Source organism: Streptomyces virginiae (assembly GCF_041432505.1).
Classification (GTDB): Bacteria; Actinomycetota; Actinomycetes; order Streptomycetales; family Streptomycetaceae; genus Streptomyces; species Streptomyces virginiae_A.
Window position 1 is genome coordinate 2439670 of sequence record NZ_CP107871.1, and the last position, 14429, is coordinate 2454098.

Sequence of the window (14429 nt, forward strand, 5' to 3'; positions counted from 1 at the left end):
TCACACGTTCGGGTCAGCCGCGGCCGCGCAGCTTCCGGTACGTGGCCACCAGGGCCTTCGTCGAGGCGTCCAGCCCCGGCACGTCCGCTCCCTCGCTCAGCGCGGGCTCGACGCGCTTGGCGAGCACCTTGCCGAGCTCGACGCCCCACTGGTCGAAGGAGTCGATGTTCCACACCGCGCCCTGGACGAACACCTTGTGCTCGTAGAGCGCGATCAGCTGGCCCAGCACCGACGGGGAGAGTTCCCCGGCCAGGATGGTGGTCGTCGGGTGGTTCCCGCGGAAGGTCTTGTGCGGGACCAACGACTCCGGGGCGCCCTCGGCACGCACCTCGTCGGCGGTCTTGCCGAAGGCCAGCGCCTGGGTCTGCGCGAAGAAGTTCGCCATCAGCAGGTCGTGCTGGGCCGCCGGGGCGGCCTCCAGCTCCGCCACCGGCCGGGCGAAGCCGATGAAGTCCGCGGGGATCACCTTCGTCCCCTGGTGGATCAGCTGGTAGTAGGCGTGCTGTCCGTTGGTGCCGGGCGTGCCCCAGACCACCGGGCCCGTCTGCCACTCCACCGGGTTGCCGTCGCGGTCCACGGACTTGCCGTTGGACTCCATGTCGAGCTGCTGCAAGTACGCCGTGAACCGCGAGAGGTAGTGGCTGTACGGGAGCACCGCGTGCGACTGCGCGTCGAAGAAGGCGCCGTACCAGATCCCCAACAGGCCCATCAGTAGCGGCGCGTTCTCGTGCGCGGGCGCCGTACGGAAGTGCTCGTCCATGGCGTGGAAGCCGCCGAGCATCTCGCGGAAGGCGTCCGGGCCGATCGCGATCATCAGCGAGAGGCCGATGGCGGAGTCGAAGGAGTAGCGTCCGCCGACCCAGTCCCAGAACCCGAACATGTTGGCCGGATCGATGCCGAAGTCGGTGACCTTCTCCGCGTTGGTGGACAGCGCCACGAAGTGCCGGGCCACGGCGGCCTGGTCGCCGCCCAGACCGGCGAGCAGCCAACCACGCGCCGAGGTGGCGTTGGTGACGGTCTCGATGGTGGTGAAGGTCTTGGAGGCGATGATGAACAGCGTCTCGGCCGGGTCCAGGCCCCGCACGGCCTCGTGCAGGTCGGCGCCGTCGACGTTGGAGACGAAGCGCACCGTCAGATCGCGGTCGGTGAAGGCGCGCAGGGCTTCGTAGGCCATGGCCGGGCCGAGGTCGGAGCCGCCGATGCCGATGTTGACGACGTTGCGGATGCGCTTGCCGGTGAAGCCGGTCCACGCGCCCGACCGGACCTGGTCGGAGAAGGCCGCCATCTTGTCGAGAACGGCGTGCACCTCGGGGATGACGTTCTCGCCGTCCACCTCGACGACCGCGTCGGCCGGTGCGCGCAGGGCGGTGTGCAGCACCGCCCGGTCCTCGGTCGTGTTGATCTTCTCGCCGCGGAACATCGCCTCGCGCAGCTCCGCCACGCCCGTGGCGTCGGCCAGCTCGTGGAGCAGCGCGAGCGTCTCGTCGGTGACGAGGTGCTTCGAGTAGTCGATGTGCAGGTCTCCGACCTGCAGGGTGTAGCCGGCGCCGCGGCCGGGATTCTCCTCGAACAGTTCCCGCAGATGCGTCTGCCCGAACTCCTCCCGGTGCTTGCCGAGTGCCAGCCACTCGGGCGTCCGGGTCAGCTTGGTACGGCTGCCTGCGTTCATCTCGGACATCAACCCACTTCTTCCGTCCTGTCGTGCCCCGCCGGCTCCAACTTAAGGGATCAGAAGCAGCAGAACGCACACAAAGAGGCCCGGCCCCACAGGAGAAGTTCCTGTGGGACCGGGCCTCACGTCACACTCTTCGAGCCGGCTCAGATCTCGCCGCGGAGCTTGGCGAGCGCCTCGGCGAGGATCGCCTCGCCGTCGGCGTCCGAGCGCCGTTCCCGTACGTACGCCAGGTGCGTCTTGTACGGCTCGGTGCGCGGCGGCGCGGGCGGGTTGTCCCGGTCCTGACCGGCCGGGAACCCGCAGCGCGGGCAGTCCCAGGTGTCGGGCACCTGCGCGTCGCTGGCGAAGCTCGGCTGCGTCTCGTGCCCGTTCGAGCACCAGAAGGAGATGCGCAGACGGGGCGCGGACTCGCCGCGTTCCGCCTCACCCATCGGCCCCGCTCCGACCCGGCTACCACGGATCGCGTTGCCACTTGCCACGGTCGTAACTCCCTGCGTGATGGTGCCGCGGAAGGTGAGTGGAATTCCGCCGCGGAGCGCCCAAGTCTACGTAAGGCCCAACGCACGTCCAGTGAGCGGAGTTACTGATTCCACGCGATGAACGCCGACCCTCATGATAGGCCGGGCGGTGCCGACCGGACTGCCGGAATGGCCAGAACGGTCAGGTGCTCGACTTCGTCAGCAGGCCGAGCGCGACGATGCACGCGAACCACAGCAGACCGACGACCACGGTGATGCGGTCGAGGTTGCGCTCCGCGACGGAGGAACCGCCGACCGACGACTGCATACCGCCGCCGAACATGTCGGAGAGGCCGCCGCCCTTGCCCTTGTGCATCAGCACGAGCAGCATCAGCAGGGCGCTGAAGACGATCAGGGCGATCGAGAACCCCATAATCACGGCTGATTCCTACTTTCTGGCTTTTTCGGGCTTTCCGGCTTTGCGAGATGTGCACGGGGGCCAGGGGCTGATGCATCAGCCTCTGGCCCCCGCAAGGGTACGACGGATCCGCCCTACCGCATACTCACTGGTCGCGGAAGCGGACGATCTTGACGAACTCCTCCGCGTCCAGCGCGGCGCCGCCGATCAGGGCGCCGTCGACGTCGGGCTGGGCCATGATCGCCGCGATGTTCCCGGACTTCACGGAGCCGCCGTACTGGATGCGGACCTTGTCGGCCAGCTCCTGCGAGTACAGCTCGGCGAGGCGGCCGCGGATCGCCCCGCAGACCTCCTGGGCGTCGTCGGGGGTGGCGACCTCGCCGGTCCCGATGGCCCAGACGGGCTCGTAGGCGATCACGATGGACTCGACCTGCTCGGCCGGGACGCCTTCCAGGCCGCCGTCGAGCTGGCGCAGGGTGTAGGCGACCTGCTCGCCGGCCTTACGGACGTCCAGGCCTTCGCCGACGCACAGGATCGGGGTGATCCCGTGCCGGTAGGCGGCCTTGACCTTGGCGTTGCAGATCTCGTCGGTCTCGCCGTGGTACTGGCGGCGCTCGCTGTGGCCGACGGCCACGAACGTGCACTTCAGCTTCGACAGCATCGGGCCGGAGATCTCACCGGTGTAGGCACCGGAGTCGTGCGCGGAGATGTCCTGAGCGCCGTACTTGATCTTCAGCTTGTCGCCGTCGACCAGGGTCTGGACGGAACGGAGGTCGACGAAGGGCGGCAGGACCGCGACCTCGACGGCGTCGTAGTCCTTGTCGGCGAGGGCGAAGGCGAGCTTCTGGACGTGGGCGATGGCCTCGAGGTGGTTGAGGTTCATCTTCCAGTTGCCCGCCATGAGCGGGGTGCGCGTGGTCATACGGGTTCAGCCCTCCAGGGCGGCGAGGCCGGGGAGCGTCTTGCCCTCGAGGTATTCGAGGGAGGCGCCGCCACCGGTCGAGATGTGGCCGAATGCATTCTCGTCGAAGCCCAGGATGCGGACCGCGGCGGCGCTGTCGCCACCGCCGACGACGGTGAAGGCGCTGCTGTCGAGCAGGGCCTGGGCGACGGCCGTGGTGCCCCCGGCGTAGTCGGGGTGCTCGAAGACGCCCACCGGACCGTTCCAGAAGACGGTCTTGGCGTCGGCGATCTTCGACGCGTACAGCTCACGCGTCTTCGGGCCGATGTCCAGGCCCTCCTTGTCGGCGGGGATCTTGTCCGCGTCGACGACCGTGAAGTCGGCCGGGGTCTTGCCCTTGAGGTCCGGGAATTCCGCGGAGACCAGGACGTCGACCGGGAGGACCAGCTCGACGCCGGTTTCCTCGGCGCGCTTCATGTACTCCTTGACGACCTCCACCTGGTCCTTCTGGAGCAGGGAGATGCCGACCTCGTAGCCCTTGGCGTAGAGGAAGGTGTAGGCCATGCCGCCGCCGATGAGGATGCGGTCGGCCTTGCCGAGCAGCTCGTCGATGACGGCGAGCTTGTCGGAGACCTTGGCGCCGCCCAGGACCACCACGTACGGGCGCTCGACCTCGGCGGTCAGCTTCTTCAGGACGCCGACCTCGGTGGCGATGAGGTAGCCGGCCGCGTGCGGGAGGCGGGCGGGCAGGTCGAAGACCGAGGCGTGCTTGCGGTGCACGGCGCCGAAGCCGTCGCCGACGTAGACGTCGGCGAGCTCGGCGAGCTGGTCCGCGAAGGCGCCGCGCTCGGCGTCGTCCTTGGACGTCTCGCCGGCGTTGAAGCGCAGGTTCTCGATGACGGCGACCTGGCCGTCGGTGAGAGCCGCGACGGTCTCCTTGGCGGAGGCGCCGACGGTGTCGGTGGCGAACGCCACGTCCGCACCGAGCAGTTCGCCGAGGCGGGTGGCGGCCGGGGCGAGCGAGAACGCCGGCTCGACGCCGGTGCCCTTGGGCCGGCCCAGGTGGGAGGCCACGATGACGCGGGCGCCGGCTTCGGCGAGCTTCGCGATCGCGGGACGGACGGCGCGGATGCGGCCGTCGTCGGTGATGGTGCCCTCGGCCAGCGGGACGTTCAGGTCCGCGCGGACGAAGACCCGCTTGCCCTTGACGCCTTCGGCGAGCAGTTCATCGATCGTCTTCATGTATTTCTACTCCTTTGAGCCTTCACTCGAAGGGCGAGGAAGGATAACGAGGCAAGCAACAGGGCCCGTGCGGCGCATCGTTGCGCTGCTCGGACCCTGTGCTTCACATCGTGGTGCCTTGCCCTACGTTTTTAGAGCTGACCGCCGACGAAGACGGTGAGGTCGACGAGACGGTTGGAGTAGCCCCACTCGTTGTCGTACCAACCGACGACCTTCACCTGCGTGCCGTCCTGAACCATGGTCAGGGAGGAGTCGAAGGTGCAGGACGCGGGCCAGTTCACGATGTCGGAAGAGACGATCGCGTCCTCGGTGTAGTCGAGGATGCCCTTGAGCTGCCCCTCCGAAGCCTTCTGGAAGGCCGCGTTGATCTCTTCCACCGTGGTCTCGCGGGAGAGCTCCAGCACCAGGTCGGTCACCGAGCCGGTCGGGACCGGGACGCGCATGGCGATGCCGTCGAGCTTGCCCTTGAGCTGCGGGAGGACCAGCGCGGTGGCCTTGGCGGCACCGGTGGAGGTCGGGATGATGTTCTCGGCCGCGGCGCGGGCGCGACGCAGGTCCGAGTGCGGGAAGTCCAGGATGCGCTGGTCGTTCGTGTACGCGTGGACCGTCGTCATCATGCCCTTGACGATGCCGAAGTTCTCGTCGAGGACCTTGGCCATCGGCGCCACACAGTTGGTGGTGCAGGAGGCGTTGGAGATGACGTGGTGGTTGGCCGCGTCGTACTTGTCGTGGTTGACGCCCATCACGATGGTGATGTCCTCGTCCTTGGCCGGAGCCGAGATGAGGACCTTCTTCGCGCCCGCCGCGATGTGCTTGGCGGCGTCGGCCTTCTTCGTGAAGATGCCGGTCGACTCGATGACGATGTCGGCGCCCAGCTCTCCCCAGGGGAGGTTGGCGGGGTCACGCTCGGCGAAGGTCTTGAAGGTCTGGCCGCCGACGGTGATGCTGTCGTCGGTGTGGGAGACCTCGGCCTTGAGGCGGCCCAGGATGGTGTCGTACTTGAGCAGATGCACCAGGGTCGCGTTGTCAGTCAGGTCGTTGACACCGACGATCTCGATGTCCGCTCCCTGCTCCAGGAGCGCCCGGAAATAGTTGCGGCCAATTCGGCCAAAACCGTTGATGCCTACGCGGATCGTCACGAACCGATCTCCTCGTTGGTGCGCCGGTAAGAGCGCCGGCGAGCTGTATGGGATGTCCCCGACCGCTTACGACCCTACCTCTCCGTGAGCTTTTGGGTGACATCGGTCGGGGCCTGACACTCCCCCTACTTCCCGGGGGTACTCCCGCGTGGGTCCCGTTCCGGACACTCCCGAACGGGACCCACGGACTTCGATCCCGTCACTCAGGGTGAGTGGGAAACGGGACTTCGATCAGCGGTGCAGTGTGCGCAGTGCCTTACCGACGAGTAGGGCACGGTCCGCCGCGGTGGGCATGTGTTCCAGGCCGAAGCCCAGCAACACCGTGTCACGCGTAGTCACCGCAGCGTAGGACTTGAACAGTTCCCCGGACCGGGCCCAGTCGCCGGCAACTTCGGGGCTTCCGGCGGGTGCCGGCTGGGCCGTCCAGGCCCCCAGGGACGTCTCGAATCCCTCCACGGGCTGGTCTGCGCCCCTGACGGAGAGGCGCGCCTCGTCCGCGAAGACGCCGCGGCCGCCCGAGCCCGGGTCGGTGATGTAGGAGAGGGAGAGCTCAACGGTCCTGCCGGCGTAGGCGCTCAGGTCGAAGGAGACCTGCTTCCAGCCGCCGGAGGATCCGGTGAAGCTGTTCCACGTTCCGCTGGTGCCCTGCGGGGAGCAGCCGGCGGCGTCGAGCGTGAGGTAGTGGCGCAGGAAGGGGTGGCCGTTGACGAAGAACCCGGCCGCGCACTCCTCCGGGACGGTCGAGCTGCTCAGACCGCCCGTGTCCGGCAGGGTGGTCCAGTCGTCGCCGCCGGCGGTCCGGGCCTCCAGCGCGGCATGGTCGTAGCCCTCCTCGACGTTCCAGTTGAGCGCCAACTTCAGCTGCGGCAGGTCGGCCGCGGTGACCCCGGTGAGGTCGATCGTGCGGACGAGGCGCTTCCAGTCGTCGTCGGTGTGCAGGGCCGCGGCCATGCCGGTACCGGCGTAGGGGGCGTACGGGTTCACGACCCCGGTGAAGGCTCCCGCCTGGGCGCTCCTGAACTGCGGGAACTGCGCGGGTGCCAGGGTCTCGGAGGTCACGGTGTATCCGCCGGGGGCGTTCAGCGGGTTGCCCGCGGCGTCCCCGACGGTGCCCCGCGCGCCGTTCAGCGCGCCGGCGCCGGCGAAGCCGGTGGCTCCGGCGGTGCTCGTGCGGCTGTAGGCGCCGAGCCAGTACTGGCTGAAGTCGTTGGTCACGGCGCGGCCGACCTGGGCGTTGCCGCCCGCCAGCTCACCGGCCTCGATCAGCTTGCCGCCCTCGTTCAGGAAGTCGCGCACCGCCAACTGGGTGTCGCCGCCGGGGGTCTTGGCCCCCGTGTAGTGGACGGCCGTACCGAAGTGGGAGAGGACCCCGAGGTGGTGCGGGACGCCTTGGACGGCGACGTCCCAGACCGCCGCCGACCTGCCGTTGGCGCGCAGGGCGTCGACGTAGGTCTGGGCGTGCTGGGCCTTGGCGCCCTCTTCCGCGATCACCAGCACGTCCGCGCGCGGCCGCTCGGCCACCGTGTACGTGAAGTGCTCACTGGCGACCTGCTTGCCCGAGCGGTCGCGGCCGGTGAACCAGACCTCGACCTTGTCGCCGGGCTTCGCTCCGTCGACCTCGGCGCGGTACTCGTCGAACCAGTTGTTGTCGTCGCCGCCGTAGACCTCGCCGCCCTTCCAGGGCGTGAGGTCCTCGTCGTGCGTGCGGCCGCCGTTGATCCGGAAGTTGAGTTCCTTGTCCTTCAGTGCCTTGCGGGCGGTGACGGAGACCGTCTGGTCCTCGCCACGGGCGACGTAGGAGGTGGCGAAGGCGTCCACGGTGAAGTCGGCGGCGGTCAGGCCCAGCGAGGACTTGGGCCGGTCCGGGGTCGCGGCGCTCTCGCCGACGGAGAGCGCGAAGGGGATGTTCTTGGCGAACTCCGCCTGGATGAGCTTCTCGTCGTCCGGGAAGTTGAAGCCGGAGGCGCAGTCCTCGGGCTTCCACTGATCGTTCGGGTCGCTCGCCGAGGCGGTCTGGCAGGTGGTCATCTCCGGCGTGAACATCATGATGCCGTTGACGTTGGAGGCGTGGCCGTCTGCCTCGCCGTTGGTGGTGTAGAGCTCGGAGGAGACCTGCGGGTAGTAGCCCGGGACGGCGGGGTTCTCCGGGGTGCCGGCGAGTGCCTTGTAGGCGATGTCGTCGGGGGTGGGGGTGGCGACCTGCCAGCCCACGCCGTAGAGGATCAGCTCGGCGGCGGAGTGGTAGTTGATGGCGTAGTCGAAACCGATGCGCTTCTCGAAGCGGTCGAGGGCGACGGTCTCCGGCTCGGAGGAGGCGCTCGGGCCGCGGTAGGTCTCGTTCGCCTGGTTCGGCGAGGAGCCCTCGTTGTCGTAACCCCACTTGAAGGCGAAGTTCCGGTTGAGGTCGACCCCGTCGCCGGGGCCGCTCTTCCCGTCGCCGTTGTTGTCGCGCAGGTTCTTGCGCCACAGCCGCTGGCCGTCGGCCGCGTGCGTGTAGTCGTACCCGTCCGGGTTGGCGGAGAGCAGGAACCACAGCTCGCTGGAGTCCACCAGCTTGGTGATCCGCTGGTCCTTGCCGTAGTTGTCGATGGTGTGGTGCATCAGCCGCCGGGTCATCTCGGGGGTGATCCACTCACGGGCGTGCTGGTTGGACATGTAGAGGACCGACGGCTTGTCGCCGTCCTTGGTCTTCTTGGCGTTCTTGCTGACCTTCAGGGCGAGGATGTCCTTGCCCTGGACGGTCTTGCCGATGGAGACGACCTTGGTGAGCCCCGGGTTCTCCTGCGCGGTGCGCAGGATCTCCTCCTGGAGACCGCCCTTGCCGCTGTACGGGCGGAACACCCCGTCCCCGGCGGCCTTGGTACGGGCGAGGCCCTGGGCGGGAACCTTGCGCTCGGCCAGCTTGACGCCCTGGGCGGCGAGTTCCTCGGCCTGGGCGCCGCTGAGGAAGAGCTCGACGTGGGCCGTCCCGGTCTCCGGGGCCCGCTCGGTGAGCTCGTGCGCGTCCTGCCCCGCGGCGAGGACGAGCGGGACCTGTTCCCGGGTGATGTCGGCGTCGTAGACCCGTACCTCGTCGGCGCCGGATGCGGCGCCGGGTACCGGCTGGGCCTGCGCCGCGGCGGGTAGCACGGCGAGTGTGGTTCCGAAGACGAGTGCGCTTGCGGCGAGGATCGATCTCGCGCGGTGACTCATGTGCCCCCCTGGGCGTCGTCTGCCACGAAAGCGTTCGGACGCCAGACTCAAGACCGGCCCATGCTCATGTCAATGGGGCGTGCGGCAAAGGGGCCCGCACGAGTGATCGCGCGAGCCCCTTCAGCCGTACCGAACGAGCCGGAGGGCCTAGCCGGCCATGTTGTCGGCCATCTCCTCGCTGAGGTCGAGGTTCGACTCGGTGCCCGGGATGCCGAGGTCCTGGGCCCGCTTGTCGGCCATCGCCAGCAGGCGGCGGATCCGGCCGGCGACCGCGTCCTTGGTCAGCGGCGGGTCGGCGAGCGCGCCCAGCTCCTCCAGGGAGGCCTGCTTGTGCTCCATGCGCAGCCGGCCGGCCGCGGCGAGGTGCTCGGGGACCTCCTCGCCGAGGATCTCCAGCGCGCGCTGCACGCGGGCTCCGGCGGCCACCGCGGCCCGGGCCGAGCGGCGCAGGTTGGCGTCGTCGAAGTTGGCGAGGCGGTTGGCCGTGGCGCGCACCTCGCGCCGCATCCGCCGCTCCTCCCAGGCCAGCACCGACTCGTGCGCGCCGAGCCGGGTCAGCAGGGCGCCGATCGCGTCGCCGTCGCGGACCACGACCCGGTCCACGCCGCGCACCTCGCGTGCCTTGGCGGCGATGGACAGCCTGCGGGCGGCGCCCACCAGGGCCAGGGCGGCCTCCGGGCCGGGGCAGGTGACCTCCAGGGAGGAGGACCGGCCCGGCTCGGTGAGCGAGCCGTGGGCCAGGAAGGCACCGCGCCAGGCCGCCTCCGCGTCGCAGGTGGCCCCGGAGACCACCTGCGGGGGCAGACCCCGGATGGGGCGGCCGCGGCCGTCCACGAGGCCCGTCTGGCGCGCCAGCTGGTCACCGCCGGCCACGACGCGGACCACGTAACGGCTGCCGCGGCGCAGTCCGCCGGGGGCCATCACCACCAGGTCCGAGGAATGGCCGAAGATCTCCAGGATGTCCTTGCGCAGGCGTCTGGCGGCGATCCCCGTGTCCAGCTCCGCCTCGATGACGATGCGGCCGCTCACCAGGTGCAGCCCGCCCGCGAACCGAAGGATCGCCGAGACCTCCGCCTTCCTGCAGCAGGTCCGGGTGACAGGCAGGCGGGAGATCTCATCCTTCACCGCAGGCGTCATCGCCATGGGCCGATCCTTCCATGCATCCGAAAAATACGGTCGTACGCGGCGGCCAGCAGCTCCGGATCGTGCTTCGGAGAACCGTCCTGCCTGGCCACGGGGGCCAGCTCGACCGCGGCACCGAACCGTTTCGCGGCATCGGCGAGGGACTCGCGGTCGGGCACGGCGGCCTCGTCGGCCAGCACCACGTCCAGGGCGAGTTTAGGGGCGTGTCGGGCCAAAACCTCCAAATGACGCTGCGGAGAGAAGCCCTCTGTTTCGCCGGGCTGCGGCGCGAGGTTCAGCGAGAGCACCCGCCGGGCCTTCGTCTCCATCAGCGCGTCGAGCAGTTCCGGCACCAGCAGGTGCGGAATGACCGAGGAGAACCAGGACCCCGGACCGAGCACCACCCAGTCGGCGTCCAGGACCGCGGCGACGGCCTCCGGCACGGCCGGCGGGTCGCTCGGCACCACCTGTACGGAGAGCACCTCGCCCGGGGTCAGTGCCACCGTGGCCTGTCCGCGGACGGTGTCCACGTCCTCGGGGCGGGCCGGGTCGTGCCCTCTGACCAGGGCTTGGAGTTCCAGCGGCACCGCCGACATCGGCAGTACCCGGCCCTGCGCGCCGAGCAGCTTCCCGACCAGGTCGAGGGCCTGGACGGGATCGCCGAGCTGTTCCCACAGGGCGACGATCAGCAGATTGCCGACGGCGTGCCCGTGCAGGTCGCCCTCGGACTGGAAGCGGTGCTGGATGACCCGGGCCCAGGTCTGGCCCCAGTCGTCGTCACCGCACAGCGCGGCCAGCGCCTTGCGCAGGTCGCCGGGCGGGAGCACGCCGAGCTCCTCCCGGAGCCGGCCGCTGGACCCGCCGTCGTCGGCGACGGTGACCACGGCGGTGAGGTCACCGGTGATCCGGCGCAGGGCGGCGAGGGAGGCCGACAGGCCCTGGCCGCCGCCGAGCGCCACCACCTTGGGGGTGGCACCGCGTCGGCGGCCGGAGCGGCCGGAGCGGCCCACGCCGTCCTCGCCCCGTCCCGGGGTGAGGCGGCGCAGGCGGCTCAGCCGCGGGGTCCGTGAGGTCACTCGCGCCCCATGTCCCGGTGGACGACGACGGTCTCGACTCCCTCGGAGGCGAGGCGGGCGGCGAGCTTCTCGGACATGGCCACGCTGCGGTGCTTGCCGCCCGTGCAGCCGACCGCGATGGTCACGTACCGCTTGCCCTCACGGCGGTAGCCGGTGGCGATGAGCTGGAGCAGCTCGGTGTAGCGGTCGAGGAACTCCTTGGCGCCGGGCTGGCTGAAGACGTACCCCGACACCTCCTCGTTGAGCCCGGTGAAGGGGCGCAGCTCCGGGACCCAGTGCGGGTTGGGGATGAAGCGGCAGTCGACGACGAGGTCGGCGTCGACGGGGAGGCCGTACTTGTAGCCGAAGGACATGACGGTCGCCCGCAGCTCGGGCTCCTCGTCGCCCGCGAACTGGGCGTCCATCTTCGCGCGCAGCTCGTGCACGTTCAGGCTGGAGGTGTCGATCACCAGGTCGGCGTCGCCGCGCAGCTCGCGCAGCAGGTCGCGCTCGGCGGCGATGCCGTCGGTGATGCGTCCGTCGCCCTGGAGGGGGTGCGGGCGGCGGACCGACTCGAAGCGGCGGACCAGCGCGTCGTCGGAGGACTCCAGGAAGACGATGCGGCGGGTGACGCCCTTGCTGTCGAGGTCGGCGAGGGACTCACGCAGGGCGTCGAAGAACTGGCGGCCGCGGACGTCGACGACGACGGCGATGCGCGCCACGTTGCCCTGGGAGCGCGCGCCGAGCTCGACCATGGTCGGGATCAGGGCCGGCGGGAGGTTGTCGACGACGAACCAGCCGAGGTCCTCCAGACATTTCGCCGCCGTACTGCGGCCGGCCCCGGACATGCCGGAGATGATCACCAGCTCGGGGATGGCCGCCTCGGCGGTCTCGCCGGGCTCCACTGTCGTGCCCGTACTCACCTGTGCTCCGTCTCGGTCGTGCGTGGTCTCGTGCTCGGTCATTGCTCGGTCCCCCGTTCGGACGATGCTCCCGCTGGCGCGGGGGTCTCATCCTCAATGATCTCTCCTGTGGCCGTGTTGACGGCAGGACCGGCGGGAACCGCCCGGGCGAGGGCCGCGGCCACGGTCTCGGCCGTCTTACGACCTATGCCCGGGACCTCGCAGATCTGGTCGATTGTCGCCTGTCTCAGCTTCTTCACCGAACCGAAGTGTTTGATCAGGGCCTGCTTGCGGCTCTCGCCGAGGCCGGGCACCTCGTCCAGCGGGCCGGATTTCAGGCGCTTGCCGCGTTTGTTCCGCTGGTACTGGATGGCGAACCGGTGGGCTTCGTCACGCACCCGCTGGAGCAGGTAGAGGCCCTCGCTGGTGCGCGGCAGCACGACGGGGTCGTCCTCGCCGGGCAGCCAGACCTCCTCCAGCCGCTTGGCCAGGCCGCACACGGCGACGTCGTCGATCCCGAGCTCCTCCAGGGCCCGCTTGGCGGCGGCGACCTGCGGCTGTCCGCCGTCGACCACGACGAGCTGGGGCGGGTACGCGAACCGCTTGGGCCGCCCGTCGTCCTCCGGGACCGAACCGGCGGCGTCCTCGCCCTCCTCGGGGTCCCACTCCCCCGTCTTCAGCTTCTCCTGGAGGTAGCGGCGGAAGCGTCGGGAGACCACCTCGTGCATGGAGCGGACGTCGTCCTGCCCCTCGAAGGTCTTGATCTGGAAGCGCCGGTACTCGCTCTTGCGGGCCAGCCCGTCCTCGAAGACGACCATGGACGCGACGACGTCGTCACCCTGGAGGTGGGAGATGTCGAAGCACTCGATGCGCAGCGGGGCGCTGTCGAGGTCCAGGGCCTCGGCGATCTCCTCCAGGGCCCGGGAGCGGGTGGTGAGGTCGCTCGCGCGCTTGGTCTTGTGCAGGGCGAGGGACTGGAGCGCGTTGCGGTGCACGGTCTCCATCAGGGCCTTCTTGTCGCCGCGCTGCGGTATCCGCAGGCTGACCTGGGACCCCCGGCGCTCAGCAAGCCATTGGCTCAGCGCCGGCGTGTCCTCGGGGAGGGCGGGGACCAGCACCTCCTTGGGCACGGCCTCGCCCTTCTCCTCGCCGTACAGCTGCTGGAGGGCGTGTTCGACGAGCCCGGCCGTGTCGACGGCCTCGACCTTGTCGGTGACCCAGCCGCGCTGGCCGCGGACCCGGCCGCCGCGTACGTGGAAGATCTGCACGGCGGCTTCGAGCTCGTCCTCGGCCACGGCGATCAGGTCGGCGTCGGTGGCGTCGGCGAGGACGACGGCGTTCTTCTCCATCGCCCGGCGCAGGGCCCCGATGTCGTCGCGCAGCCGGGCGGCCTTCTCGTACTCCATGTCCTCGGCCGCGATGTGCATCTCCTTCTCCAGCCGGGAGAGGTAGGCGCCGGTGCGGCCGGCCATGAAGTCGCAGAAGTCCTCGGCCAGTTCGCGGTGTTCCTCGGGGGTGACCTTGCCGACGCAGGGGGCGGAGCACTTGCCGATGTAGCCGAGCAGGCAGGGGCGGCCGATCTGCGCGGACCGCTTGAACACGCCCGCGGAGCAGGTCCGTACCGGGAAGACCCGGAGCATCAGGTCGACGGTCTCGCGGATCGCCCAGGCATGCCCGTACGGGCCGAAGTACCGCACGCCCTTCTTCTTGGGTCCCCGCATGACCTGGACCCTCGGGTACTCCTCGTTGAGGGTGACGGCGAGGGAGGGGTAGCTCTTGTCGTCCCGGTACTTGACGTTGAACCGGGGGTCGAACTCCTTGATCCAGGAGTACTCCAGCTGCAGCGCCTCGACCTCGGTGGACACCACGGTCCACTCGACGGAGGCTGCCGTGGTCACCATGGTGGCGGTACGGGGGTGCAGGCCGGCGATGTCCTGGAAGTAGCTGGCCAGGCGCTGGCGCAGGCTCTTGGCCTTCCCGACGTAGATCACCCGACGGTGCTCGTCGCGGAACTTGTAGACCCCCGGTGAGTCCGGGATCTGGCCCGGCTCGGGGCGATAGCTGGAAGGGTCGGCCATGCCAACCACCCTACTTGCGCGCACCGACAACGGACCGTACGCCTCCGGCGCGGTCCGCGGATCCGGACGCCACGCTGCGCGTAGCTGCGCGGGTCCCGTGCGGAGCCCGACCCTCCAGCCCCGCCGGGACGAACGGCCCCGCCGGGCAGATCCAGCCTCGCCGGCGTTTGAGGCGCGGGTCCGGGCGGAGCCCGGGAGACGGCGAGAGGGTGGGGCGGGGGGAGCCGCCCGCAGGGCCCGGCCCCGA

At 69.9% G+C, this 14429-nt stretch carries 11 protein-coding genes; all 11 read right to left on the reverse strand.

All coding sequences use genetic code 11. The annotated features are described in order from the left end of the window. Positions 1 to 13: 13 nt before the first annotated feature. The 11 genes from pgi to uvrC all read right to left on the reverse strand — a co-directional run bounded on the left by pgi (position 14) and on the right by uvrC (position 14182). Complete coding sequence (pgi, locus tag OG624_RS11440) at positions 14 to 1669, reverse strand: glucose-6-phosphate isomerase (protein WP_033220789.1); 1656 nt, start codon at positions 1667 to 1669, stop codon at positions 14 to 16. 149 nt (positions 1670 to 1818) lie between these two features. Next, positions 1819 to 2154, reverse strand: coding sequence for an RNA polymerase-binding protein RbpA (locus tag OG624_RS11445; RefSeq protein ID WP_010352468.1), 336 nt, complete (start codon positions 2152 to 2154; stop codon positions 1819 to 1821). A gap of 181 nt (positions 2155 to 2335) precedes the next feature. Then, the gene (secG, locus tag OG624_RS11450; RefSeq protein WP_030720398.1) at positions 2336 to 2566 is read right to left on the reverse strand and encodes a preprotein translocase subunit SecG; all 231 of its coding nucleotides are present in this window, start codon (positions 2564 to 2566) and stop codon (positions 2336 to 2338) included. 130 nt (positions 2567 to 2696) lie between these two features. Continuing rightward, positions 2697 to 3473: a triose-phosphate isomerase gene (tpiA, locus tag OG624_RS11455; RefSeq protein ID WP_030720400.1), complete on the reverse strand. Its 777-nt coding sequence runs from the start codon at positions 3471 to 3473 to the stop codon at positions 2697 to 2699. 6 nt (positions 3474 to 3479) lie between these two features. Further along, positions 3480 to 4694: a phosphoglycerate kinase gene (locus OG624_RS11460; RefSeq protein WP_033220705.1), complete on the reverse strand. Its 1215-nt coding sequence runs from the start codon at positions 4692 to 4694 to the stop codon at positions 3480 to 3482. A 131-nt stretch (positions 4695 to 4825) separates the two neighbouring features. Continuing rightward, positions 4826 to 5833 (reverse strand): type I glyceraldehyde-3-phosphate dehydrogenase, encoded by a 1008-nt coding sequence (gene gap, locus OG624_RS11465; RefSeq protein WP_030009077.1) that lies wholly within the window; start codon positions 5831 to 5833, stop codon positions 4826 to 4828. Positions 5834 to 6064: 231 nt separating this feature from the next. Continuing rightward, the gene (locus tag OG624_RS11470; protein WP_033220707.1) at positions 6065 to 9025 is read right to left on the reverse strand and encodes a M14 family metallopeptidase; all 2961 of its coding nucleotides are present in this window, start codon (positions 9023 to 9025) and stop codon (positions 6065 to 6067) included. Positions 9026 to 9172: 147 nt separating this feature from the next. Continuing rightward, positions 9173 to 10168, reverse strand: coding sequence for a DNA-binding protein WhiA (gene whiA, locus OG624_RS11475; protein WP_030009075.1), 996 nt, complete (start codon positions 10166 to 10168; stop codon positions 9173 to 9175). After that, positions 10159 to 11223: a gluconeogenesis factor YvcK family protein gene (locus OG624_RS11480; protein WP_033220708.1), complete on the reverse strand. Its 1065-nt coding sequence runs from the start codon at positions 11221 to 11223 to the stop codon at positions 10159 to 10161. The genes whiA and OG624_RS11480 overlap by 10 nt, the downstream gene beginning before the upstream one ends. Beyond that, the gene (gene rapZ / locus OG624_RS11485; RefSeq protein WP_030720410.1) at positions 11220 to 12167 is read right to left on the reverse strand and encodes an RNase adapter RapZ; all 948 of its coding nucleotides are present in this window, start codon (positions 12165 to 12167) and stop codon (positions 11220 to 11222) included. The genes OG624_RS11480 and rapZ overlap by 4 nt, the downstream gene beginning before the upstream one ends. Continuing rightward, the gene (uvrC, locus tag OG624_RS11490; RefSeq protein WP_033220710.1) at positions 12164 to 14182 is read right to left on the reverse strand and encodes an excinuclease ABC subunit UvrC; all 2019 of its coding nucleotides are present in this window, start codon (positions 14180 to 14182) and stop codon (positions 12164 to 12166) included. Before uvrC ends, rapZ begins: the two co-directional genes overlap by 4 nt. Positions 14183 to 14429 lie beyond the last annotated feature (247 nt).

Coding starts and splice junctions, on each gene's coding strand:
- pgi (WP_033220789.1), bottom strand. CDS start 1,669: ATGAACGCAGGCAGCCGTACCAAGCTGACCCGGACGCCCGAGTGGCTG.
- secG (WP_030720398.1), bottom strand. CDS start 2,566: ATGGGGTTCTCGATCGCCCTGATCGTCTTCAGCGCCCTGCTGATGCTG.
- tpiA (WP_030720400.1), bottom strand. CDS start 3,473: ATGACCACGCGCACCCCGCTCATGGCGGGCAACTGGAAGATGAACCTC.
- OG624_RS11460 (WP_033220705.1), bottom strand. CDS start 4,694: ATGAAGACGATCGATGAACTGCTCGCCGAAGGCGTCAAGGGCAAGCGG.
- OG624_RS11470 (WP_033220707.1), bottom strand. CDS start 9,025: ATGAGTCACCGCGCGAGATCGATCCTCGCCGCAAGCGCACTCGTCTTC.
- whiA (WP_030009075.1), bottom strand. CDS start 10,168: ATGGCGATGACGCCTGCGGTGAAGGATGAGATCTCCCGCCTGCCTGTC.
- rapZ (WP_030720410.1), bottom strand. CDS start 12,167: ATGACCGAGCACGAGACCACGCACGACCGAGACGGAGCACAGGTGAGT.
- uvrC (WP_033220710.1), bottom strand. CDS start 14,182: ATGGCCGACCCTTCCAGCTATCGCCCCGAGCCGGGCCAGATCCCGGAC.